This is a genomic window from Flavobacterium sp. GT3R68 (genome assembly GCF_007109225.1).
Classification (GTDB): Bacteria; Bacteroidota; Bacteroidia; order Flavobacteriales; family Flavobacteriaceae; genus Flavobacterium.
This window is the reverse complement of the sequence record NZ_VJZK01000003.1, coordinates 35,102-59,473: the sequence shown is the minus strand read 5'-3', so window position 1 is coordinate 59,473 and position 24,372 is coordinate 35,102. Positions and strand designations below refer to the sequence as shown.

At 37.0% G+C, this 24,372-nt stretch carries 19 protein-coding genes and 1 tRNA gene; 11 read left to right on the top strand and 9 right to left on the bottom strand.

The window, feature by feature from the left end:
- Position 1 precedes the first annotated feature (1 nt).
- A complete protein-coding gene (lpxD, locus tag FNW07_RS06740; protein ID WP_126743483.1) occupies positions 2 to 1,027 on the bottom strand; it encodes a UDP-3-O-(3-hydroxymyristoyl)glucosamine N-acyltransferase in 1,026 nt (341 codons plus the stop codon).
- A gap of 33 nt (positions 1,028 to 1,060) precedes the next feature.
- Positions 1,061 to 2,296: an HD domain-containing protein gene (locus FNW07_RS06735; protein ID WP_126743484.1), complete on the bottom strand. Its 1,236-nt coding sequence runs from the start codon at positions 2,294 to 2,296 to the stop codon at positions 1,061 to 1,063.
- A 241-nt stretch (positions 2,297 to 2,537) separates the two neighbouring features.
- Here FNW07_RS06735 and FNW07_RS06730 point away from each other — a divergent pair, with 241 nt between their 5' ends.
- The gene (locus FNW07_RS06730; RefSeq protein ID WP_126743485.1) at positions 2,538 to 7,541 is read left to right on the top strand and encodes a translocation/assembly module TamB; all 5,004 of its coding nucleotides are present in this window, start codon (positions 2,538 to 2,540) and stop codon (positions 7,539 to 7,541) included.
- 1 nt (position 7,542) lies between these two features.
- Positions 7,543 to 9,834 carry a BamA/TamA family outer membrane protein gene (locus tag FNW07_RS06725; protein WP_126743486.1) on the top strand — a complete coding sequence of 764 codons (2,292 nt, stop codon included), beginning with the start codon at positions 7,543 to 7,545 and terminating at the stop codon, positions 9,832 to 9,834.
- 56 nt (positions 9,835 to 9,890) lie between these two features.
- On the opposite strand, the gene FNW07_RS06720 is transcribed toward FNW07_RS06725, so the two are convergent.
- The 3 genes from FNW07_RS06720 to FNW07_RS13785 all read right to left on the bottom strand — a co-directional run bounded on the left by FNW07_RS06720 (position 9,891) and on the right by FNW07_RS13785 (position 12,752).
- The gene (locus tag FNW07_RS06720; RefSeq protein WP_126743487.1) at positions 9,891 to 11,930 is read right to left on the bottom strand and encodes a M13 family metallopeptidase; all 2,040 of its coding nucleotides are present in this window, start codon (positions 11,928 to 11,930) and stop codon (positions 9,891 to 9,893) included.
- A 226-nt stretch (positions 11,931 to 12,156) separates the two neighbouring features.
- Entirely contained in the window at positions 12,157 to 12,579 is a 423-nt protein-coding gene (locus FNW07_RS06715) for a hypothetical protein (RefSeq protein ID WP_126743488.1), read from the bottom strand.
- An 8-nt stretch (positions 12,580 to 12,587) separates the two neighbouring features.
- Complete coding sequence (locus tag FNW07_RS13785; protein ID WP_158626839.1) at positions 12,588 to 12,752, bottom strand: hypothetical protein; 165 nt, start codon at positions 12,750 to 12,752, stop codon at positions 12,588 to 12,590.
- Positions 12,753 to 12,950: 198 nt separating this feature from the next.
- On the opposite strand from FNW07_RS13785, the gene FNW07_RS06710 reads away from it, so the two are divergent.
- On the top strand, positions 12,951 to 13,727 hold the full coding sequence (locus FNW07_RS06710; RefSeq protein ID WP_126743489.1) for a Ku protein: 777 nt from the start codon (positions 12,951 to 12,953) through the stop codon (positions 13,725 to 13,727).
- 2 nt (positions 13,728 to 13,729) lie between these two features.
- On the opposite strand, the gene ligD is transcribed toward FNW07_RS06710, so the two are convergent.
- A complete protein-coding gene (gene ligD, locus FNW07_RS06705) occupies positions 13,730 to 15,592 on the bottom strand; it encodes a DNA ligase D (RefSeq protein WP_185964629.1) in 1,863 nt (620 codons plus the stop codon).
- Positions 15,593 to 15,630: 38 nt separating this feature from the next.
- On the bottom strand, positions 15,631 to 16,269 hold the full coding sequence (locus tag FNW07_RS13780; protein ID WP_185964628.1) for a DNA polymerase ligase N-terminal domain-containing protein: 639 nt from the start codon (positions 16,267 to 16,269) through the stop codon (positions 15,631 to 15,633).
- Between the two features lie 199 nt (positions 16,270 to 16,468).
- Here FNW07_RS13780 and FNW07_RS06700 point away from each other — a divergent pair, with 199 nt between their 5' ends.
- The 8 genes from FNW07_RS06700 to FNW07_RS06665 all read left to right on the top strand — a co-directional run bounded on the left by FNW07_RS06700 (position 16,469) and on the right by FNW07_RS06665 (position 22,420).
- Complete coding sequence (locus FNW07_RS06700; protein WP_126743490.1) at positions 16,469 to 17,200, top strand: DNA-formamidopyrimidine glycosylase family protein; 732 nt, start codon at positions 16,469 to 16,471, stop codon at positions 17,198 to 17,200.
- Positions 17,197 to 17,934, top strand: a complete 738-nt coding sequence (locus FNW07_RS06695; protein ID WP_126743491.1) for a DUF72 domain-containing protein — start codon at positions 17,197 to 17,199, stop codon at positions 17,932 to 17,934. Before FNW07_RS06700 ends, FNW07_RS06695 begins: the two co-directional genes overlap by 4 nt.
- A gap of 100 nt (positions 17,935 to 18,034) precedes the next feature.
- On the top strand, positions 18,035 to 19,588 hold the full coding sequence (locus tag FNW07_RS06690) for a PglZ domain-containing protein (protein ID WP_126743492.1): 1,554 nt from the start codon (positions 18,035 to 18,037) through the stop codon (positions 19,586 to 19,588).
- 13 nt (positions 19,589 to 19,601) lie between these two features.
- Positions 19,602 to 20,009: a tRNA (adenosine(37)-N6)-threonylcarbamoyltransferase complex ATPase subunit type 1 TsaE gene (gene tsaE, locus FNW07_RS06685; protein WP_126743493.1), complete on the top strand. Its 408-nt coding sequence runs from the start codon at positions 19,602 to 19,604 to the stop codon at positions 20,007 to 20,009.
- Between the two features lie 70 nt (positions 20,010 to 20,079).
- Positions 20,080 to 21,273: an alanine dehydrogenase gene (locus FNW07_RS06680; RefSeq protein ID WP_126743494.1), complete on the top strand. Its 1,194-nt coding sequence runs from the start codon at positions 20,080 to 20,082 to the stop codon at positions 21,271 to 21,273.
- Between the two features lie 34 nt (positions 21,274 to 21,307).
- The gene (locus tag FNW07_RS06675; protein WP_126743495.1) at positions 21,308 to 21,682 is read left to right on the top strand and encodes a DUF4258 domain-containing protein; all 375 of its coding nucleotides are present in this window, start codon (positions 21,308 to 21,310) and stop codon (positions 21,680 to 21,682) included.
- 59 nt (positions 21,683 to 21,741) lie between these two features.
- Positions 21,742 to 21,816 (top strand) — tRNA-Val (locus FNW07_RS06670).
- A gap of 103 nt (positions 21,817 to 21,919) precedes the next feature.
- A complete protein-coding gene (locus FNW07_RS06665; protein ID WP_126745250.1) occupies positions 21,920 to 22,420 on the top strand; it encodes an SRPBCC domain-containing protein in 501 nt (166 codons plus the stop codon).
- Positions 22,421 to 22,425: 5 nt separating this feature from the next.
- On the opposite strand, the gene FNW07_RS06660 is transcribed toward FNW07_RS06665, so the two are convergent.
- A complete protein-coding gene (locus FNW07_RS06660; RefSeq protein WP_126745251.1) occupies positions 22,426 to 23,061 on the bottom strand; it encodes a class I SAM-dependent methyltransferase in 636 nt (211 codons plus the stop codon).
- A gap of 136 nt (positions 23,062 to 23,197) precedes the next feature.
- A complete protein-coding gene (locus FNW07_RS06655; RefSeq protein ID WP_126745252.1) occupies positions 23,198 to 24,367 on the bottom strand; it encodes a proline dehydrogenase family protein in 1,170 nt (389 codons plus the stop codon).
- Positions 24,368 to 24,372 lie beyond the last annotated feature (5 nt).

Sequence of the window (24,372 nt, the reverse complement as noted above, 5' to 3'; positions counted from 1 at the left end):
TTTATTGTTTATCATTTTGTTTTTTAAATTCATCAAATTCAGACATTGTTTTGTGTAAATTCCGGAAATGCACATAGGATTTACTAAAATCCGTATAGTTAAATGCGGGGCTTCCTTGTACAACCTCGCCTTCCTTAATATTTCTACCAACACCGGATTGGGCCTGGATACGGACATTATCCGAGATGGTAAGATGACCTGCTATACCTACCTGTCCCCCAATCATGCAGTTCTTTCCAATTTTGGTTGAACCGGCCACTCCTGTTTGTGCGGCTATGACTGTATTTTCCCCAATTTCAACATTATGTGCAATCTGGATTTGATTGTCCAGCTTTACTCCTTTTCTGATAATGGTCGATCCCATTGTAGCCCTATCTATAGTTGTACAAGAACCGATATCCACATTATCTTCAATAATTACATTCCCAATTTGGGGGATTTTACTAAACGTGCCATCCGGATTTGGCGCAAAGCCGAAACCATCAGCTCCTATAATACAACCTGAATAAATGGCACAATTGTTACCAATTATGGTATCAGAATAGATTTTTGCACCGGCAAAAATAGTAACATTATTGCCAATGACAACATTATCACCAATAAAACAATTGGGATATATTTTGACGTCATTGCCTAAAATAACATTCGCTCCAATATAACTGAAACTGCCTAAATACAGATTCTCCCCATATTTTACACTTTCCGACATCACAGAAGGTTGTTCTATTCCGCTTTTAACGCCTTTGGCCTGATCGTAAAATTCCAATAATTTAGAAAAAGCAAGATAGGCATCTTCGACCTTTATTAGTGTAGTTGAATACTCGCTTTCGGGAGAAAAACTGTTGTTTACAATCGTTATAGTGGCTTGGGTAGTATATAAGTAGCTGTTGTATTTTGGGTTAGCCAGGAAAGTTAACGAACCTGGTATCCCTTCTTCAATTTTTGACAAGGTGTGGACTTCCGCATTGGGATTACCAACAACTTCTCCCTCTAAAATTCCCGCTATTTGTTCTGCTGTAAATTTCATCCCGACAAAAATATAAAAAATAGATTTTAATTATTAATTTTCAACCAGTTGTTTTGGAAAACAAATATAGTATTTCGTTACTGGTTTGGATAACGCTTTCAGATTCAACTGGTCTGAAACTTCCACTACATCTTTAATCGTTTTATCTTTTTTCAGAATTTGTATAGGCTCAGCATCTTTGCTGTAGGCCTGATTTTTTATTTTGCCTTTGAAAACAAAATAGCTTGCCTCCTGAATTGAGATAGTATTCAATTGTGCAAAAGCAGCAATATAACCCGCCGCTTCTTCCTTCGTATATTTTTCAGTATTGATTTTAATTTTAAGCAAATCCCTGTTAATAATCATTTTACTCAAGGTGCTCAAAATAAAATCGTCGTGATTTTGCCAGGATTTCAATGCGCTGACAATATCAAAATCATCCAATTGCGCAAATTTGTCTAATGTATCATTATCAAACGTATCTAACTCTACTTTATTCTGCATAAAATACAAAAGTGGCTCACTGCAAGGCAAAATAATTCCTTTCTGCGTCAATTCTTTAGCTCTTTTTAGGGCTTTTGTTAAAATCAATTCGGCAGCCAGACTCGTTTTATGCAAATAGACCTGCCAGTACATTAATCGGCGGGCCATTAAAAATTTCTCTACCGAATAAATTCCTTTTTCTTCAATAACCAACGTATCATCTACGACAGTCATCATTTGAATCAAACGGTCGGAATTAATATTTCCTTCGGCTACACCGGAATAAAAGCTATCGCGTTTCAGATAATCCATACGATCCATGTCCAATTGGCTGGAAATAAGCTGTAACATGAATTTTCTAGGGTATTGTCCTTTAAATATCTGGATAGCCAGACTCAACTCACCGTTGAAATCCTGGTTTAATTTATTCATGAAAAGCAGCGAAATGGCCTCATGATTCACATCTTCAACGATACTGTGTTCCATTGCATGTGAAAATGGTCCGTGTCCGATGTCGTGTAATAAAATAGCAATTTCCAATGCTTTTTCTTCATCTACTGATATCGAAATTCCTTTAAAACGAAGCACTTCAATTGTTTTCTGCATCATGTGCATACAGCCCAAAGCATGATGGAACCGCGTATGGTGAGCTCCGGGATAAACTAAATAGGATAATCCCATTTGCGAAATCCGACGCAGCCTCTGAAAATACGGATGCTGTACCAAATCATAAATAAAAGGGTTGGGTATCGTAATAAATCCGTAAATCGGGTCATTTAATATTTTTAGTTTATTGATTTGGCTCACTTTTTTTATTAGAATTTAGGAGAGCAAAGATAAGAAATAATAAGGTTGCAACACATTTGACAAATTTTAACTCCATATTCTTATAAATCCAGCAAATAATTATGTAACTTTAAATCTGAAGTATAAAAGAAAATGAGCGAATAAAGCTTCATCTTTACCCTTTAAACCATTGAAATAAAAAGAAGAGATTAGATTTTTAATTTAACTGACTTTTTTAAACCATAAATGATTGATTTTGAATTTGAAAAAGCACATAAAAAAGAGCATACGAATTTTACTTTGGATACTGCTTTCCATTGTTGGCCTGCTCTTATTACTAATACTCCTCATTCAGATTCCTGCGGTACAAAATAAAATCAAAGACAAAGCGGTAACGTATCTCGAGGATAAAATCCATACCAAAGTTTCCATCGGATACATCAATGTGGGTTTTCCGAAAAATGTAATCCTTGAAAATGTTTATCTCGAAAGCCGGCAAAAAGATACTCTTTTATATGGCGAAAAATTAAATATCAATATTAGCCTGTTCCAATTACTGAGCAATGAAGTGCAGATTAACTCGATTGATTTAAAAGGAATTTCCGCCCATATCAGCAGGGATAAAGATTCGGTTTACAATTACGCTTATATCATCAAGGCATTCGAATCCAAAAAAGAAAAGAAAGCCGATTCGAAGCCTTATACGTTTTCCATAAAGGATATTAACCTTGATAAAATCAATGTCAGATTTGATGATGCCATAACCAAAAATGATTTAAAATTCTACTTTGAACATTTTGACACCCACATTGATAAATTTGATTTGGATAATACCGATTTTGAAATTCCAAAAATTAAATTGGATGGATTAAACCTAAAACTGAAGCAAGGGGAACTTGTTCAGGAAATTGTCCAGGATACCAAAGCAATAGCGGATTCGCTGACCATTTACACTAATTTAAAATTAAAGCTTGGCGAAATATCCCTATCCAATATCAAAGTCGGCTATGATAACATTGGAACCAGCCTGAACTCAGGATTGACCTTAGATAAAATGATCGTTCGGATGAATGCTTTTGATATAAAAAAGCAACTCATTGATGTGGAAAGTCTGGAAGTTGAAGGCATGAAAGGCGGATTGACCATTGGAAAATATAAAGTCATAAAACCGGCACCAACTTCTAAAACTCCTGACATCGCATGGAAAGTCAAATTGAATCAGGCTGATTTAAAACGGATTAATTTTCGTTTTGATGATGAGAATTATGTAGCTAATAAAAAAGGTATTGATTACAAACATCTGGACGTATCTAATTTTAACCTGGACGGCGAAAAATTCAGTTATAGTTCTGACGCTATTTCCGGAAATATTTATGCACTTACCATAAAGGAAAATCGGGGACTTGATATCCAATCCTTAAAAACGGAATTTTATTATGGAGAAAAATCAGCCCATTTAAAAAATTTATATTTAAAAACGCCGCAGACATTATTAAAGGATGAGATCATTCTGCATTATCCATCTCTGGAATCTTTACGTAAAAATCCCGGGCAATTGGATATCCAGGCTTCCATCAAAGGCAGCCGCATTGGTTTTAAAGATGTTATGGTATTTATCCCGGAATGGGCAGACCAAAATCCGTTCAAAAGTTATCCGAATGCGGTAATGACCCTTAATACAAGAATTAGCGGAAAAATGAATAATATTCAGTTTCCAAATCTGGAAGTCAGCGGGATTGGCGATACCAGAATTGCGGCCAGTGGAAAAATTATTGGTTTACCCGATGCCGAAAAAGCCTATTTCGATCTGAACATCCGAAACATCGAATCGACCGCAAAAGATGTCACACAATTGCTTCCCGCCCATACGGTTCCAAATACCATTCAGTTGCCTTCTCAATTTAGTGTCAAAGGTATTTTTAAGGGAACCCTGAAAGATTTTTTTACCAATATTAACCTGCAAAGCAGTTACGGTGCCGCGAAGTTAAAAGGCGATTTTGATTTCCGAAGACCAAATCGGGAAACCTATCGAGGTGATGCGGTACTGAGCAGTTTTGACATCGGAAAATTAATCAAGAATAAGGATATTGGTAAAGTTACTTTATCCGCCAAAGTAAATGGAACGGGATTCAATCCCAAAACAGCCACCGCTGCCGTAAATGGAAAAATCGCCAGCGCGCAATATAACAAATACACGTATCGGAATGCTACCCTAAATGGCACAATTAAAAGTGGCGTATATGATTTGACGATGGCCGTAAAAGATCCCAATCTGGCAATGGATTTAGCCAGCAATGGAAGTTTTGAAGACAAATATCCCGCCGTGAAACTAAAAATGAATGTGGATATTGCTGATTTGGAAAAATTGAATCTGCATGCGGGTCCGTTAAAATTAAAAGGGCAGGCAGAAGCTGATTTTCCGACCGCTGACCCTGATTACCTTAACGGAAACATGAGCATCCATCACTTACGGATTGCGAATGAAAATGAAGAGTTCGCATTGGATACTATCAATATCATTGCGACAGCAACATCTGATAAAAATACCATTGATCTTAATTCGCAATTCCTGGATGCCAACATCAACGGGAAATATAAATTGACTCAATTGGCGGATGCGATAGCCAACTCGATTGCTGCTTATTATGATACTCATTCATCTGCAAGAAAACCAAAAACTGCACCTCAGCAATTAGCATTCGAAGTCAAAATAAAAAAACATCCGATCTTAATGCAGTTAGTTCCAAAACTGACGGATGTGGAACCTATTCTAATTACCGGACATTATAATTCTGTAAATGATACTATTATTTTAAATGGTACCATTCCAAAAATCGTGTACAATGATAATACGATAACCAATGCAGTTGTTAAAGTCGACACTAAGGATAAGGCTTTGGTTTATGGCGTTACGGTAGATAATATGCGCAATAGTCAAATTGATTTGCCATACACCAGTTTATCTGGTGCTGTCCAGAATAATCAACTTGACTATACTTTACAGTTAAAAGACAATAAAGATAAGGAACGTTATCTTATAGCGGGAAATCTAAAAGCTTCTGATAAGAATACCGAAATGAAACTGAAAGAACAATTGGTTCTGAATTATGAATCCTGGAACATGGATCCTGCAAATACAATCCGTTTCGGAGATCAGGGCATGAATGCCAATGCGGTTACTTTAAGTAAGGATAAACACGTTATCAGTATCCAATCACAGTCGGCACGACCGAATGCTCCCATGGCTATTGAATTTAAAGATTTTAAAATTGAAACTATAACCGGAATTATTCAGAAAGATTCCCTCCTTATGGGTGGCCGCATGAATGGGAATGCGGTTTTGAAAAATCTAAGTAAAACCATTGCTTTTACCGCGGATTTAGAAATTGCTGATTTCAATTTTAAAAAAGATACCATTGGAAACATAAATCTTAAAGTCAACAATGAAATCGCAAACATTTATAAAACAAATGCTGTAATAACAGGAAAAGGCAATCAGGTAAATCTGGATGGAATATACAGATCCGACAGCAATAGTTTTGATATGGTGCTGGATATGATAAAACTAAACCTGAAAAGTATTCAGGGATTTGCCATGGGTCATCTAACACAAAGCACCGGTTTTTTATCCGGAAGATTTAAAATAAACGGAAGCTTTGATAAACCAAGAGTAAATGGTGATTTGCAATTCAATGAGATTGGTTTTAAAGTGAAAGACCTGAATTCGTATTTTAAATCTATGAATGATAAAATCGGCATTAATAACAACGACATAGTTTTTGATAACTTCACGGTCAGTGATGAAAAAAACAATCTTCTTTTGGTTGATGGTAATATGACAACAACTACTTTCAGGGATTACGGTTTTAACTTAAGAGTCAATGCCGAGAATTTCCGTGCGTTGAACTCCAAGGCGCAAGACAACGAACTGTATTACGGAGAAGTTTATCTGGACACCCGTTTGCGTATCAAAGGCACTTTAGAGAACCCAGTCGTAGATGGAAATGTCAAAATAAAAGAAAAATCTAAACTGACTGTCGTTTTGCCGCAATCCGATCCGGAAATAGTAGAACGCGAGGGTATTGTGGAATTCATAGATCAGGACAATCCTGAATTCAATAAAAAATTGATAGCAAATGATTCGTTAAGCAGAAGTGATTACCGGGGAATGAACGTTTCGGTAAATATTACTATTGATAAGGAAGCCGAATTGAGCATGGTAATCGACAAAGGGAACGGTGATTATTTGAAACTTAAAGGAGAAGCACAATTGACTGGCGGAATCGATCCTTCGGGGAAAACAACTCTGATAGGAAGATATGAATTCACGGAAGGAACTTATGAAATGACCTTCAATTTATTAAAGAGAAAATTTGAAATCAAGGAAGGCAGCTACATTTTATGGACCGGCGAACCAACAACAGCCGACATAAAAGTAATGGCAGTTTATAAAACCGAGGCCGCACCGATCGATTTATTAAATGATCAGTTACCCAATGAATCCCCCGAAGTACGGAATCCCTACAAACAGAAAATCCCCTTTGAAACACGCTTGAATATGACGGGTGAATTATTAAAACCGGATATTACCTTTGATATTGTTTTACCGGAAGGAAATAATATTGTTTCTACTGATATCATTAACAAAACCCAAGCAAAACTGACCCAATTACGTCAGGAACCATCAGAGTTAAATAAACAGGTATTTGCTTTATTATTGCTGAACCGCTTCATTGGAGAAAATCCTTTCGCCAGTGAATCAGGCGGTAATACGGTACAATCCCTGGCCAGACAGAGTGCGAGTAAATTGTTATCCGAACAGTTGAATAATTTGGCAAGTGATTTAATTTCAGGAGTGGAATTGGATTTTGATCTGGATTCGTATGAAAGCTATACTTCTGGAAAATTGGAAAACAAAACCGATTTGAATGTGGGCGTTTCCAAACGCCTGCTTGACGATAGATTGAAAGTTACCATCGGGAGTACTTTTGGATTGGAAGGCCAGCAACAGGTCAATCAGGAAAGCAATGTTATTGCGGGCGATATTTCTGCAGATTATAAACTTTCAAAAGACGGAAGATACCGTTTGAGAGCCTATCGTAAAAACCAATATCAGATGGCTTTGCAGGGACAGATTGTAGAAACCGGTGTCGCATTTATCATCACAATGAATTATAATAAATTCAGTGAATTATTTCACAGAGTAAAAGAAGGCAGAGCCATATCAAAAATGAAAGCAAAAAAAGCTTCTACTAAAAAGCCATAAGATGAAATTGAACCATTTATATTATGCCGTTTTCATTCTCTTTCTTGCCACTTCCTGCAGCAACACCAAATACTTAGCTGACGGCGAACTACTCTATGTGGGCGGTAAAGTGAAAGTGGAAGGAAAAGAAATTTCAAATAAAGAACGTAAAAAACTCAAAAAAGAATCCGAAAATTTGCTTCGGCCAAAGCCAAACAAGAAACTATTAGGATTACGACACCGATTGTTCTTCTACAATTTGGCGGGCAAGCCCAAAAAAGAAAAAGGATTCCGTCATTGGTTACGTACTAAAGTTGGCGAACCACCAGTTCTTTTCAGCATTTCTGATTTGGATTACAATAAAAATGTACTGCAGAACCATGCAGAAAACAAAGGATTTTTTAATGCATCAACGGCAGCCGATTCAACCAGAAAAAAGAAAAAAGTAAAAGCGCTGTATACCATCAAACCCGGTCAGCAATATAAAATCAAGCAAGTCATTTTCCCTTCCGATTCAACGGAATTAAACAAAATTGTTACGACTACTCAAGACAAAAGTTTTTTGAAGGTCGGTGAATCCTATGATTTAGATAAAATCAAAGCGGAAAGAATCCGGATTGATGCCTATTTAAAAGAACAAGGTTATTTTTACTTTAGTCCGGATTTTCTAAAAGTCCAGGTGGACAGTACTGTCGGAAATCATCAGGTAGATTTGTTGGTGAAAGTCAAAGGCGAAACCCCTCTTGCGGCCAGAAATGTGTACCGAATCAACAATATCATTATTTATCCAAATTATTCCCTAAGCAGAAATAGAAAAAAAAATGCGGATTCCTTAACCATACACAATGATTTTAAAATAATTGATCCGGAGAAGCTTTTCAATCCCCGTATATTTGACAGGACTTTGTACTTTAAAAAGAACGATTTATACAACAGAAAAAATCACAATCTGAGTTTAAACCGATTAGTGAATCTGGGAACTTTTAAATTTGTAAAAAACCAGTTTAAGGAATCTGATACTACAGGAAATTATCTGGATGCCTATTATTACCTGACTCCGTTACCAAAAAAATCCATCCGTACGGAAGTATTGGCAAAGACCAATTCTGCGAATTATTCCGGTACCGAATTAAATATCAACTGGAGTAACCGTAATACTTTTAAAGGTGCGGAATTACTTACTATCAGTGCTTTTGGCGGATTAGAAGTACAAGTCAGCGGAATTAATAAAGGGTTCAATGTCTATCGTGTAGGGGCTGAATCCAGTTTAATCTGGCCAAGGTTCATATCGCCTTTAAAAATCAAGTCCTCCAGTGGGTTTGTACCTAAAACCAAAGCAACCATAGGTTATGAATATCAAAACAGGTCTAAACTATATTCCTTAAACTCATTTAAAGGCTCTTTTGGTTATTTATGGAAAGAAAATATTCGTAAGGAACACCAACTGAATGTAGTCGATATTATGTATGTCAGTCCAACAAACGTCACCGATTTATACCGTCAGAAAATGGCCGCAGATTCCACAGGCAGCTTGGAGAAAGTCATTGCGAAGCAATTGATTTTTGGTACTACTTATTCCTATACGTACACCAATACAATGGAAACGGCAAAAAGGCATACCATTTACTTTAAGGGTGCTGCTGATTTTGCCGGAAATGCGGCCGGATTAATTACCGGTGCTGATGTCACTAAAAAAGAACCTGTAACCGTGTTTAGTGTTCCGTTCAGTCAATACTCAAAAATGGAAGCTGAATTCCGTCATTACCTAAAATTAAGCGAAAGGACACAACTGGCCAGCCGCGTTATTGTTGGCGCCGGTTTTCCTTATGGAAATTCTGCAGAAATGCCATTTATCAAGCAATTTTTTATTGGAGGCACCAATAGTTTGAGGGCGTTTAGGGCACGATCTATTGGTCCGGGCACCTTTAGAGATACCGATGCCAGTTCGTTTTTACCGGACCAATCAGGAGATGTAAAATTTGAAATCAACACCGAGTTAAGAGCCAAATTGTATAGCGTTGTACATGGTGCTGTATTTATTGATGCCGGAAATATTTGGCTGATCAATAAAGATAGTAACAAACCGGGGTCACAGTTTACAAGTGACTTTTTAAATGAATTAGCTGTTGGTACCGGTGTTGGACTTCGTTTTGATTTTTCGTTCCTGTTGCTACGAACCGACCTCGCCTTCCCTCTCCGGAAACCCTATTTATCTGATGGAAATCGTTGGGTATTGGACCAAATTGATTTTGGCAGCAGTAGCTGGAGAAAAGAGAATCTGGTATTTAATCTCGCTATTGGCTATCCGTTTTAAAATAAAAAACCATCAATTGCTTGATGGTTTTTCTTTTTGTTATGAACACTTAAAAATTACCAGATAACAACACGAGATAAATTCGGCTGGTACATCGGACTTCCTTTTTTGATATTGAATGCTTTATAAAACTCAGGCATATTACTTAATGGCCCATTGATACGGAATTGTGCAGGAGCATGAACATCAGTCATCAGTTGCGTAGCCAATGCATCATCATTGATGTTGACCATCCACGCATAACCGTAGGCCAAGAAATAGCGTTTTTCAGGACTAAGGCCACTTATTTTCTGGCTTTTCTTGTACTGATCCGTTTTTTTGAAAGCTTCATATCCCATTACCACTCCACCTAAATCGGCAATGTTTTCACCTTGAGTGGCATCACCATTAACATGCTTGTCTTTTAGGATGGTATATTTATTAAACTGCGAAACGATTAACTTGGTCTTTTCCTGAAATTTTTTCAAATCCTCAGCCGTCCACCAATTGTTCAGGTTTCCATTTTCATCATATTGGCTTCCCTGATCATCAAAACCATGGGTTATTTCATGACCGAAAGTTGAACCTCCGATAATTCCATACAAAATAGCATCGTCTGGCATACGGCCTTCAAAACCAGGTACCATAATATTACATGCAGGAACTACAATTTCGTTATTACTTGGATTATAATACGCATTGTACGTTTGTGGGTTCATACTCCATTCCGTTCTGTCCACCGGTTTTCCGAATTTATCAATCATATAATTATATCCCCAAGCGTTAGCTTTCATTACATTGCTGCAATATGATTTTCTGTCGATAGTAAGAGTGCGCATGTCTTTCCATTTGTCAGGATAGCCTACTTTCATTACAATTTTACTCAATTTATGTAATGCTTTCTCCTTAGTGACGGCACTCATCCAGTCTAAATTTTTAATATGGAGCGCATATACATCGCGGATATTATTTCCTATTTCCAATAATTTTTCTTTGGAACCTTTTGGGAGATATTCGGCCACATATACCTGTCCGATTAATTCACCCAAGGAACCGTCCGTTTGTTCCACCACTCTTTTCCAACGGGGTTTTTGTTGGGTCACGCCGCCCATTACTGTAGAGTAAAATTTGAAGTTTTGTTTTTCAACATCACTACTCAGATATGAAGCATATGAATTGACCAAATCCCATTTCAGATAGATTTTCCAATCTTCGATTGTATAACTTTTAATTACATTATTCAATGCTTTGTAAAATTCAGGTTGTCCCACAATCACCGTATCGGCTGTGGCAGTTCCCAATGTCTGTAAAACTGTATTCCAGGCAATGTTAGGTGTAATCTTATTGAATTGAGCCACGCTCATTTTATTGTAATTTTTAATCGGATCACGAAGTGCTTCCAATTTACGGGACGATTTGGCTAAATCGGTTTCCAGTTTCATAACCGTATTGGCATTTTTTATAGAAGATGCTTCATCATTACCCATTAATTTCATCATGGCCTGCAAGTGATTTACATACTCCTTACGGATAGTAGCCGTGTGCGCATCAGTATTGAAATAATAATCTCTGTTACCCATTCCTAATCCTCCTTGTCCAAAGAACAAAGCGTATTTAGTACTGATTTTATCATCCTGGCCTAAGTAAAAGGAAAATGCCGGACTGGCTCCAATAGTATGAAGATGTGCAATCGTTTTCATAAGGGTTGGGATATCCCTTACAGCATCGATGATTTTCATTTCAGCACTCAGTGGTGTCAGACCCGCTTTATCAATGGCAGTGGAATCCATTCCGGACGCATAAAAGTCACCGATTTTTTGTTTGATGCTTCCTTTGGTTACATCAGAATCAGCGGCAGATTTTTCGCAAATTTGTTTAATCTGACTGTTTATAGTATCCCCTATCGTGCGAAAAATACCGTTACTTCTTTCAGATGACGGAATAGGATTTTTTTTAAACCAGCCTCCATTGGCATATAAGAAAAAATTGTCCCCTGGATTTACAAGTGTATCCCTATTGGTAATTAACGGATCAGTAAAAGTGTCTTCCTTTTTATTGCAACTGAAGAGCAAAACGCTGGCAACTGTAACTATTACTAGTTTTTGGTATTGATTCATAAATATTTCAATTTGTATGACTAATTTGTGCTGTCAAATTTATCGCTTTTTATTTGGTAAACACTATTAATCTCCTAAAAGCTGTATTTCTCTAAATAAAAAAGAGAAAACCTATTACTGTAACCAGTAAGTGATTTTCTCTTTTAATTGGTATTTGTTTTTACCTGACAGAGTGCCAATTAACTCCTAACAGGCCCGCAGTAAAGCGGATTATTAAAAATTCAATTTACAGATCTCTGTTAAAAGATCGGTTTTGATCTTCACCTTCTGAATCGTCCTCACCTTCAAAATTTGACTTATCCATATTACTGTTTCGGTCATTTTGAATAGAGTTTTTATTTTCGAAGTTTTGATTAGCACCTCTTGCTTGATCAGAGCTGCTTTCACTTCTAGGATCTCTATTTTTGTCATCAGAGGCTCCTTTATTTTGTTCCCATTGAGAACCGGTTTTATTTGCTCCTTGAGATCCTACTTGAGATCCTTGGTTAGCTCCTTGAGCAGTTCCCTGGCTTCTAGAACCTTGTGCGCCTCCTTGAGAGCCTTGGTTCATCGCACCTTGGTTTCCTACATTTTTAGGATCTCTTTCATTTGATGGATTTTGGTTATCTCGGTTACCTTGACCTGATTTACCAATGTTGTCTGTTGCCATAACTATTGTTAATGTTTTTTAGTTGAAGAAGATTTACTGTCTTTACTACCTGATGTTTTATCAGTACTTTTTGAAGAAGTTGTAGTTCTTTTATCTTCCATTTTTTTATCATCCGACTTGGATGACGAAGCATTTCCGGTACCAGATGATCTGGTGTCTCTTGAAGGTTCCATAATTATAAAGTTTAAAATTAATAAGTCATAAAATTAATTCATAATCATTTAAACTCCAAATAGTTATGATAAATATAACGTTTTTAACATGACGTTAATATTGAGTTTTAAGTCCTTGAAACACATCACTTTTTTGCTTAAATTTACATAAGCTTTGATTAAGCTGCCGTTTAAATATTCATTAAATTCACAATAAAGATGAAATCACTTTGGACAGGTACTATCAGTTTCGGGTTAATTAATATACCCGTTAAATTATTTTCGGCGACCGAAGACAGCTCCTTGAGTATGGATATGCTGGATAAAAAAGACCATTCCCACATTAAATATAAACGTGTTAATGAAAATACTGGAAAAGAAGTTGAATACGCTGACATCGTCAAGGGATATATGCTGGGCGAAAAATATGTGGTTCTTGACAGTACGGATTTTGAGGCGGCTGGTGCCGAAAAGACCAAAATGATAGAAATACTTAATTTTGCTAATGAAAAAGAAATTGACAGTCTCTATTATGAAAAACCTTTTTATCTAGAGCCCGACAAAGGTGCAATGAAAGCCTATGCATTATTAAGGGATGCTTTGAAATCTTCCGGTAAAGTGGGTGTCACTACTTTTGTTTTAAGAAATAAGGAAAGTCTGGCGATTCTTAAACCCTACGAAGATGTTATTGTACTGAACCGTATTCGTTTTACACAGGAACTTAGAGCTACTTCCGAACTAAAACTGCCGCCGGTGGCAAAAGTCAAAACCAAAGAAACCGAAATGGCCAAAAAATTGATTGAACAGCTTACAGAAAAATTCGATATCTCGGCCTATAAGGACCAATACACCGATAAGCTTATGAAAATCATTAAAGACAAAGCGAAAGGTAAAAAACAGGCCCTCCCTAAATTGAAAGTGGTTCACAAACAAAGTGACGACCTGATGAGTATGCTCAAAGCAAGCCTTGAAACCAAAAAACGAAAATCTTCCTAATATTATTCCTGCGAAAACTTTTTAATAATCTTTTCCAGATTAGCTCCTTTTCCCAAAACGGGTTTCCATAAATCGCCTTTTTTGTCGAGGCGTTTCAATATGTTTTTGATGGTAAATTGTGATGGTGATAATTTATTATTGACTTCCTTCCACTCCAATGGTGTCGAAACTGTTGCACCGGGTTTTGGTCTCACCGAATATGGCGCGGCCAATGTCTGTCCCTGACGATTTTGTAAAAAGTCGATATATATTTTTTCGTCTCTTTTTTTTACGCTTCGAATGATACTGGTAGTTTCGGGAAGCCGCGAATGTACTTCCCGTGCTATCAATTCCGCTAATATTTTTATCGAATCGTATTCGTAACGCGCTCCTAAGGGAATATAAACATGTAACCCAGTCGCTCCGGATGTTTTACAATAGCAATCGGTTTCCAGTTCATCCATTATTTCTTTAACGGTCAGGGCAGTTCTAACTACTTCCTTAAAATCATCCTTTGCGGGATCGATATCGATTACCACCCAATCCGGTTTTTCGATGTGTTTTAAGGTGGAATTCCACGGATTGATTTCGATGCAACCCAAGTTGGCCATATACATCAGCGTCGCTTTATCATTGCAGATCAAATAATCGATATATCCTTTATTGGATTCTGAATATATTTTTTGGGTTTTAAGCCAGGAAGGGATTTTGTCCAAATCGACATCTTTCTGATAAAAGCTATCGCCAGTGATACCACTCGGAAAACGGTTCATAGATTGGGGCCGGTCTTTTATATACGGAAGTATGAAATCGGCAACTTCCTTATAATAATTGACGATATCGCCTTTTGTAATGCCATCATCCGGATAATAAATCTTATTTTGATTGGTCAGGTGCAAATTGACCTTACCGACTTTTAAATCAAAATTGCTTTCGGTTGTTTTTGTTTCCTTTTCTTTTGCTTCCATTGCATTTCCTTTTAATAATGTTGGTGCCAAGACTTCTTTTGGTTTTTTATCCAATCGTAATCCTAAATAAACAGGATGTCGCAGGCTATTATCCGAAGTCCATTCGGTAAATTTTACCTGGCAGACCAATTTTGGTTTCAGCCATTGTATTTTATCCCTGATACTGATTTTCTCCGGCACCGGAGATTCGCTTATGAAATAAGGTTTGAATTTTTCATACAATTCTTTTAAGGTGTCTTCCTTAAAACCAGTACCGCATTTCCCAATGTACTTTAATTGATTGTCTTCATATCGTCCCAGTAAAATGGCTCCAAAATATTTACGTGAATTTTGAGGTTCGGTAAACCCAATAATAATAGCTTCTTCCTGCTGCGAAATCTTGATTTTAAGCCACTCGTTACTTCTTTGATTAATTCTATAAGTACCCTCCGCCTTCTTGGCCATTATCCCTTCAAGATTATTTTTTTCGGCCATGGCATAGAAATCAATCCCTTTGTCAATAATATGTTCCGAATAATGAATGTTTTTCAACGGATGTTGCCGAAGCAGGATGTGAACCAATTCTTTCCGATCCAATAACGATAATTCCGACGTGTCATTCCCGTCGAGATTGATGAGGTCAAAGACATAATATTTCAGTTTTCCTTTTCCGGTTTTCAGATAATTTTGCAGCAACTGAAAATTGGAACGGCCATCAGCACCCTCTACCACAATCTCTCCGTCCAGAACTGCCGAATGTTTCATCTTCTTCAATTCCTGGGCAATAGCGCCAAAATTTTTATTAAAAGATATATGATTGCGGCTGAACAAATTGACGTCGTTTGGTTCAACCACTGCTACCGTTCGATAACCATCATACTTCACTTCAAATATCCAATCTTCATTATCGAAGGGTTTCTCGGTTAGGGTCGCCAACATTGGTTTTACAAAACCGACTTTAGCTTTTTTAGATGAAGCTACTGCTTTTTTTTTTCAGAAACTACTTTCTCTTTTTTTGGTTTTTCTGCCGGTTTCTTTTCCTTGGCGGATTTCTTTTCCAAAGCTTCCAATGTTGATTTTGAAATAACAGATTTATTCTTTGTCAAAATATCGGTATCACTGGCATATTTGTCATCTTTTTTAATCAAAAGCCATGCGTTTTCCTGTTTCCCCTTTAACTTTATTAAAGAAAACTCCCCTTTTAATTTTTTGCCTTTCAGGACAATGCTTAGATGCCCCTTGTGAATTCCGGCTTTTAATTTATTCTCCATATCCCCGCCTTCCTCAGTGGCCGTATAGGTTCCGTTATCCCATACAATAACATTTCCGGCGCCATAATTTCCTTCCGGAATATTGCCTTCAAAATCCTTATAACTATAAGGATGGTCCTCCACCATCATCGCCAGCCTTTTGTCTTCCGGGTTCATCGACGGACCTTTGGGAACTGCCCAACTTTTTAAAACACCATCGATTTCCAGACGGAAATCATAATGCAAATGCGAAGCTGCATGTTTCTGTACAACAAATAGGAGGTCATTTTCCGATTTGGCAACTACTCCTTCGGGTTCGGAAGTAGACTTAAAATTCCGTTTTTGATTGTATTTGCTTAGTGTCATTGAAATACTTTTTTAGTATACAATTAATTGGAAATCAGTTATTGTAAATTTATTAAATATAACCTAATAATAAAAGTAAAGTGTTGATTTCTTGTTATTTATAGAATAAATTATTGCTCCCTAAAACTTTTTTAGTAACTTTAATAATCCCAAATTGACTTTATTATCAGCTTTATAAATTCATTTAATATTCGTACAGATGCCAGAAGGACCAAGCATTGTTATCTTAAAAGAAGAAGTACAGCAATTTACCGGGCAAAAAATCCTCTCGGTAAGCGGTAATAGCAAAATAGATCAGAAACGTCTTGAAAAACAAACAGTTATTGCATTCAAAAGCTGGGGCAAACATTTCCTGATTTGTTTCGAAGGATTTACACTCAAAATCCATTTTTTACTTTTTGGAACCTATCGGGTAAATGAAAAAAGAGACAAGCCCGTGCGACTGAACCTGACTTTTAAAAACGGCGAAATAAATTTCTATTCCTGCTCCATAAAATTTCTGGATGAAGACCTGGCAACCCTTTACGAATGGTCTGCCGATGTGATGAATGAGAATTGGAATCCTAAATGTGCCAAAGAAAAACTAAAAAAAACACCGGAAAAATTAGTTTGCGATGCACTTCTGGAGCAAGACATCTTCTCCGGGGTTGGGAATATCATCAAGAATGAAGTCCTTTATCGAATCTTTGTTCACCCGGAATCAAAAGTAGGCAAACTCCCGGCCGCCAAAATCAAGGAGCTTATTGAGCAAGCTCATATTTATAGTTTTGATTTTCTGAAATGGAAAAAAAATTACGAACTCAAGAAACATTGGCTTGCCCATACCAAAAAAGAATGTTTGCGCTGTAATCTCCCCATCATTAAAAAACATACCGGAGTAAAAAAAAGAAGAAGCTTTTTCTGTGTTAACTGCCAATTGTTGTACCAATGAAAAAACCGTCAACCTATATTGGCACTTCGGGTTTTTACAATCCGCATTGGAAAACTATTTTCTATCCGGAAGATATGCCGGCAAGTCAATGGCTCGGGTTCTATTGTGAAAACTTCAATACATTGGAAATCAATGCTACTTTTTATAAATTTCCGACCTTAAAAAGCATGCAGACCTGGTATGGGAAAAGTCCTGAAGGGTTCCAATTTTCGGTTAAAGCATCAAAACTCATTACTCACATCCATCAATTTGTCGGCTGCCAGCAAATGATTGATGATTTCTATGCGGTATGCAAAGATGGACTCAAGGAAAAAACCGGATGCATTTTATTCCAATTACCTCCCACTTTTCACTATAGTGCTGAAAAGCTTGAGCTCATCATAAAAAGTTTAAATCCGAAGTTTAAAAATGTGATTGAATTTCGCCATATCAGCTGGTGGACCCAAGCAGTTTACGATGAGTTGAAAAAACATCATATAATCTTTTGCACCGTCAACCATCCGAAATTACCAACTACCCTAATAACCACGGCAAAAACCGCCTATATCAGGCTTCATGGAAATCCAAAAATGTTTTATTCCAATTACAGCCATGCGGAGCTAAAAGCATTAAGCGAAGATTTGTTGAAAAAAAAGTCAGTTAAAGAGATATATGTCTATTTTAATAACACTGCAAGTCCTTCCGGAGTTGTAAATGCACAGGAATTACAACAATTAATTGAATTTCACCCGTAAGACCAAAAAGTTAAAAAAATCAAAAAAATTTTACAATAATATTAAGAACAAACCGTTCGGATAAGTGGTAAATTGCCTTTTTAAAAACAAACACACTACTATGGACAATATAAATATTCTTTGGGTTGACGACGAAATTGATTTATTAAAACCGCATATTTTATTTCTGGAGAAAAAAAATTATACCGTTACCACTTGCAATAATGGACGTGATGCTGTGGATGTTTTTGAAGAAGGCGATTTTGACATTGTATTTTTGGACGAAAACATGCCCGGAATGAGCGGCTTGGAAACGTTACAGGAAATTAAAGAGAAAAAATCTTCAACACCGGTAATTATGATTACCAAAAGTGAAGAGGAATATATCATGGAGGAAGCAATTGGTTCTAAAATTGCCGATTATTTGATTAAACCGGTGAATCCCAACCAAATTTTATTGAGCCTGAAGAAAAATCTGGACCATTCAAGATTGATTTCCCAAAAAACAACTTTGGATTACCAGAAAGAATTCCGAAAAATAGCCATGGAGATGTCCATGGTCAACTCTTTTGAGGATTGGGTGGAATTGTACAAAAAATTATTGTTCTGGGAATTGGAATTGGAAAATATCAACGACCAAGGTATGTCCGAAATCCTGGAGTCCCAAAAAGTGGAAGCAAATTCACAGTTTGGTAAATTCATCGAAAGAAATTACGAAGATTGGTTTATGCCAAAATCAGAAAGACCGATCCAATCCCATACGTTATTCAGAGAGTTGGTAGTTCCGGAAATTACCAAGAAAGACAAACCAGTACTTTTCGTAGTTATCGATAATTTGCGATACGATCAATGGAAAGCCTTTGAAAGTGTAGTTAACAACCATTACAAACTGGAAAAAGAAGTGCCTTATTATGCGATTTTGCCAACAGCCACCCAATATGCCCGAAATGCTATTTTTTCCGGTTTGACCCCACTGGAAATGGAAAAACAATTTCCGCAATATTGGAAAAATGATGTGGAAGAAGGCGGAAAAAACCTTTATGAAGCCGAATTTTTGACTGCACACCTGAAAAGATTAGGATTGAACATCAAGCAGGATTATTTCAAAATCACTAATTTCGCTTCCGGAAAAAAATTGGTAGAAAATTTCAAGTCATTAAAAAACAATGATTTGGTAACCGTGGTTTATAATTTCGTGGATATGTTGTCGCACGCCAAAACCGAAATGGATGTAGTGAAAGAGCTGGCTTCTGATGACAAAGCATACCGTTCACTCACACTCAGCTGGTTCAAGAATTCTCCTCTTCTGGAAATCATCCAGCAGGCACAGCAAATGGGCTTCAAATTAATTTTGACTACAGATCACGGAACCATCAATGTAAAAAACCCTTCCAAAGTCATCGGTGATAAGAATACCAGTCTGAACCTGCGTTACAAAACCGGGCGAAGCCTTACGTATGAAGACAAAGACGTTTACGCAGTCAGAGATCCTAAGCAAATTGGATTGCCGGCGATAAATATGAGCAGTTCGTATATTTTTGCCAAAAATGATTATTTCCTGGCATACGTCAACAATTACAATCATTATGTCAGCTATTACAGAAATACATACCAGCATGGTGGTATTTCGCTGGAAGAAATGATTATACCTTTTTTAGTTTTTAACCCAAAATAAATTTTATTTTCCCATGGAAATTCAGTTTACCCTTGATGAAATCAATCACGCTGCAGAAAAAATAGTAGACCAAAATCCTCCTAAAGTCATTTTATTTAACGGGGAAATGGGTGCCGGAAAAACTACTTTGATAAAAGCATTGGTGAAAATTTTAGGTGTTCAGGAACCGACAAGTAGTCCAACCTTTTCTTTAGTTAACGAATATCAAACAACTAAAAATCAAATTGTTTATCATTTTGATTTTTACCGTTTAAAAGACGAAAGCGAAGCATATGATATGGGAATTGATGAATACCTGGATTCGGGAAATTGGTGCTTTATTGAATGGTCGGAAAAAATCCCGAATTTAATTCCGCTGGAGCATGCCGTCGTGAAAATTAAAACTTTACCCGATGGTAAAAGGCAATTAATTATGAATTAGTTGGTATTAAGCTTTGTAGCTATGGCAGTTTTTCATAACTTAGACCAATCATTTACAGCTAGAATTATTTATGGCACTTACCCCTTTTACCAAACAGCAATTAATTCCACAGGAAGAAAAACTTGAAATTACCAAACGCAAGAGCGAGCTTTTTATTGGAATACCTAAAGAAACCAGCTACCAGGAACGTCGAATCTGCCTGACTCCTGATGCCGTAAACACTCTTACTGCCAATGGCCATAGGGTAATGATCGAAGCCGGTGCGGGTCTGAGCTCCAGCTACAGTGATAAGGAATATAGCGACGCGGGTGCGGAAATTACTCCCGACACAAAAAAAGTCCTGGGCTGTCCGATGCTTTTAAAAGTGGAACCCCTTACAATGACTGAAATAGAATTGGTAAATCCCGAAACGATAATTGTATCCGCAATTCAGCTGAAAACCAGACGTAAAGAATATTTTGACGCCCTCATAAAAAAGAAAATTACCGCATTAGCTTTTGAGTACATCAAAGATGATGATGGCTCCTACCCTATTGTGAAGTCGTTAAGCGAAATTGCAGGAACAGCCTCGATTTTGATTGCGTCAGAACTAATGATCAACAACGAATTTGGAAAAGGCCTGCTCTTTGGTAATATTACAGGAGTTCCTCCTACTGAAGTAGTTATTCTTGGTGCCGGAACGGTTGGCGAATTCGCGACCAAAACCGCTTTAAGCCTTGGAGCGACAGTTAAAGTGTTTGATAACTCCATTACTAAATTAAGACGCTTACAAAACAATTTGAACCAAAGGGTGTTCACTTCTACAATTCATCCAAAATCCTTATTAAAAGCCCTGAGACGATGTGATGTTGCAGTGGGTGCCATGCATGGAAAGGAACGCTGCCCGATTATCGTAACCGAAACCATGGTCGAACATATGAAAAAAGGATCTGTCATTGTTGATGTCACTATTGATACCGGCGGTTGCTTCGAAACTTCCGAAGTAACTACACATGAAAAACCCACCTTTATTAAAAATAACGTAATCCATTATTGCGTTCCGAATATCCCGTCGCGGTATTCAAAAACCGCCTCCCTGTCAATCAGCAATATCATCACTCCTTATTTATTGCAAGTTGCCGATGATGGTGGAATTGAAACTGCCATACGCCGTGATAACGGAATGAAAAATGGGGTCTATCTGTATCACGGTATTTTAACCAACAAAGCAATCGGGGAATGGTTTAACATCCCGGACAGCGACATTAATTTAATTGTTTTTTAAATAGTTTCAAATTACCTTTACCAAAAATATTTAAATGAAATTTTACCAACGTTTTGCCTATTATCTGGTAGGTCTAGTAATCGGATTGTTCTTTGTGGCTATGGTACTAAGCGGAAAAGATACCCGTTGTAATTATTTTCCAAATGCAAGGGTTTTAAATGATTTAAGAAACAAACCTTTTCATTATTCAGATGTAGCCTCGCAAAAATTAGCGGAAGAATGGATTGATACCATCGATATCAAAAATACTTTGGAATATGGCGATGTTGATTTTGATAAAAGCAATAAGAAATTCGAAAACGGGAAGCTATATGTTGTAGAAGGCAAAACCATTAAAAATCAGCCTATTATATTAGAAGTGGTCAATTATTCTGATAAGGCAGTTTTAAAAGACATCATAAAAAAATAAAAATATTAAAATTATAGTTGCAAATACAAATACTAAATGTATATTTGCACTCGCATTCAGGGCGATTAGCTCAGCTGGTTCAGAGCACCTCGTTTACACCGAGGGGGTCGGGGGTTCGAACCCCTCATCGCCCACAAAACTTCTCAAGAAATTGAGAAGTTTTTTTTTACAACCAATCCGGACTTTCTTCTCTTTTTTATATCTTTAATTGCTTAACATTAAACCTCCGCAGCAATTATGGAAAATTACGATTGGTCAAAATTTACACAGCGAATTCCTATCAAAGCAACAATCCAGGAAATCTATGATTATTGGACTACCCAAGAGGGAATGGAAAAATGGTTTCTACGATTAAGTGAATTTTACACTTCAGAAAAAAGTTTAAAAAATCCGACCACTCCAATTCAAAAAGGAGATACTTACAAATGGATGTGGCACGGCTATTCGGATGAAGTGGTGGAGTATGGAGAAATATTGGAAGCAAATGGGCTAGATTTACTCCAGTTCACATTTGCGGAACAATGCATCGTAACCATGAAAATATTTGGGGAAAGTGAAGAAACCATAATGGAATTATCTCAGGAAAATATTCCGACCGACGATCAGTCAAAAGTCCGTTTTCATTTAGGATGTTCTAATGGCTGGACTTTTTATTTATCCAATTTAAAATCCATTCTCGAAGGAGGAATCGATTTAAGAAATAAAAACGATAAGCTCAAACGAATGGTTAATTCGTAAATTTATTATTTTTTTCTGGCAATAAATATAAGGTGAGTCGAAGTGGAGCCATCCGGTTTTGAATAGTTTTTCCGAGGTAAATCGACTATTTCAAAATCATTTTGCTCCAGAGCTTCACGCAGATAATCTTCCTGATGGTAATAAACATATACTTTGTATTGTCCATTACTACTGGTCTCATAATCGGATTTGCTGTAATCATCTTCTATGACACTGAAGTAAAATATTCCGTCAGGATTCAATAATACAGAGGCATCACTTATCAATTTCATACAATCTTCTTTCGATAAATACGGCATACAGAAACCACATATGATTCCATCGAATTTATCCGGAATTTGGTCAATCTCTCTGCAATCCATAATCTTAATATCAGCTGTTGGATTGTTTTGTTTAGCCAATTGAACCATATTTGAAGCCACATCAATTGCTTCAATTTTAAAATCGGGTCTTTTTTCCAATAGATACCGGGTAATATTTCCCGGACCGCATCCGATTTCAAAAATTTTTGGACTTTTCTTTTCGATCAGAGAACAAAATTGGTCATAGGTATCATTATACAAATCCAAATCCATGAATTTATCCTGATAAGCCGAAGCCAGCTGATTGTATGTGTCGATGGTCTGTTGGTATCTGTCCATTTTATTTTCTTCATTTTAACATCAGAAAAAGTCGTTTGACTTTGGGTGATGAATTTTATGCTAAATTATAAAAAGCAACTTAAACTTAAAAAAAAATCCCAGACTGCAATATAGTCGGGGATTTTTTATTCGGTAATTATGCTTTTTTTCGTCTGTCGCGTTCCGTCTTAATCAGTGTCAGCTCCCGGCTGGTTTGCCCGGCTACCGAAGTATTTTCTTCAGCACGTCTTATTAAGTAAGGCATCACATCGCGAACGGGTCCAAACGGCAGGTATTTTGCCACATTATAACCATTGGCAGCCAAATTATAACTGATATTATCGCTCATGCCATACAATTGACCAAACCAGATACGGTCATCATTTTTAGACATATTTCTTTCCTGCATGAATTCCATCAGTTTATAGGAACTTAACTCATTGTGTGTGCCGGCGAAAATGGCCATCTTATCAATGTTTTCAATCATATAATGAACCGATTCGTCATAATTGATATCGGTTGCATCTTTTGAAGCACATATCGGTGACGGGTATCCTTTTTCTTCGGCACGTTTGATTTCTTTTTCCATGTAAGCGCCACGGACTAATTTCATACCGATATAGAAACCGGCAGTTTTGGCTCTTTCATGCAATTTTTTCAAATAATCCATTCGGTCCCAACGGTACATTTGCAGGGTGTTAAAAACGATTGGTTTTCGCTGGTTATATTTCACCATCATTTCTTCTACCAGATCATCGGCGGCATCCTGCATCCAACTTTCTTCCCCATCAATTAAAAGGGCCACATCTTTATCATGCGCCGCTTTGCACACCCGGTCAAAACGGGCAACTACCCTGTCCCACTCTGCTTGTTCAGCTGCTGTAAAAGCATTTTTTTCTCCTAATTTTTCATACAATTCAAAACGTCCAAATCCTGTTGGTTTAAAAACCGCAAACGGAATCGCTTTCTTTTCCTTGGCGAAATCAATAATCTTCAGGGTCATATTCATCGCATCATCAAAATGCGCCTCGTCTTCCTTCCCTTCAACAGAATAATCCAAAACAGAGGAAACGCCTTTGGTATACATTTTATCAACTACCGGAAGACAATCCTCTTCGCTGATACCTCCACAAAAGTGATCAAAAACAGTGGCTCTGATCAATCCTTCAACAGGCAAATGGGCCTTGATGGCAAAATTGGTGACTGCCGTTCCAATACGGACCAAAGGCTGATTATCAATCATTTTGAAAAGAAAATAAGCTCTATCTAACTCGGTATCACTCTTTAACGAAAAGGCAACTTGGGTATTATTGAATATTTTTTCCATTTGAA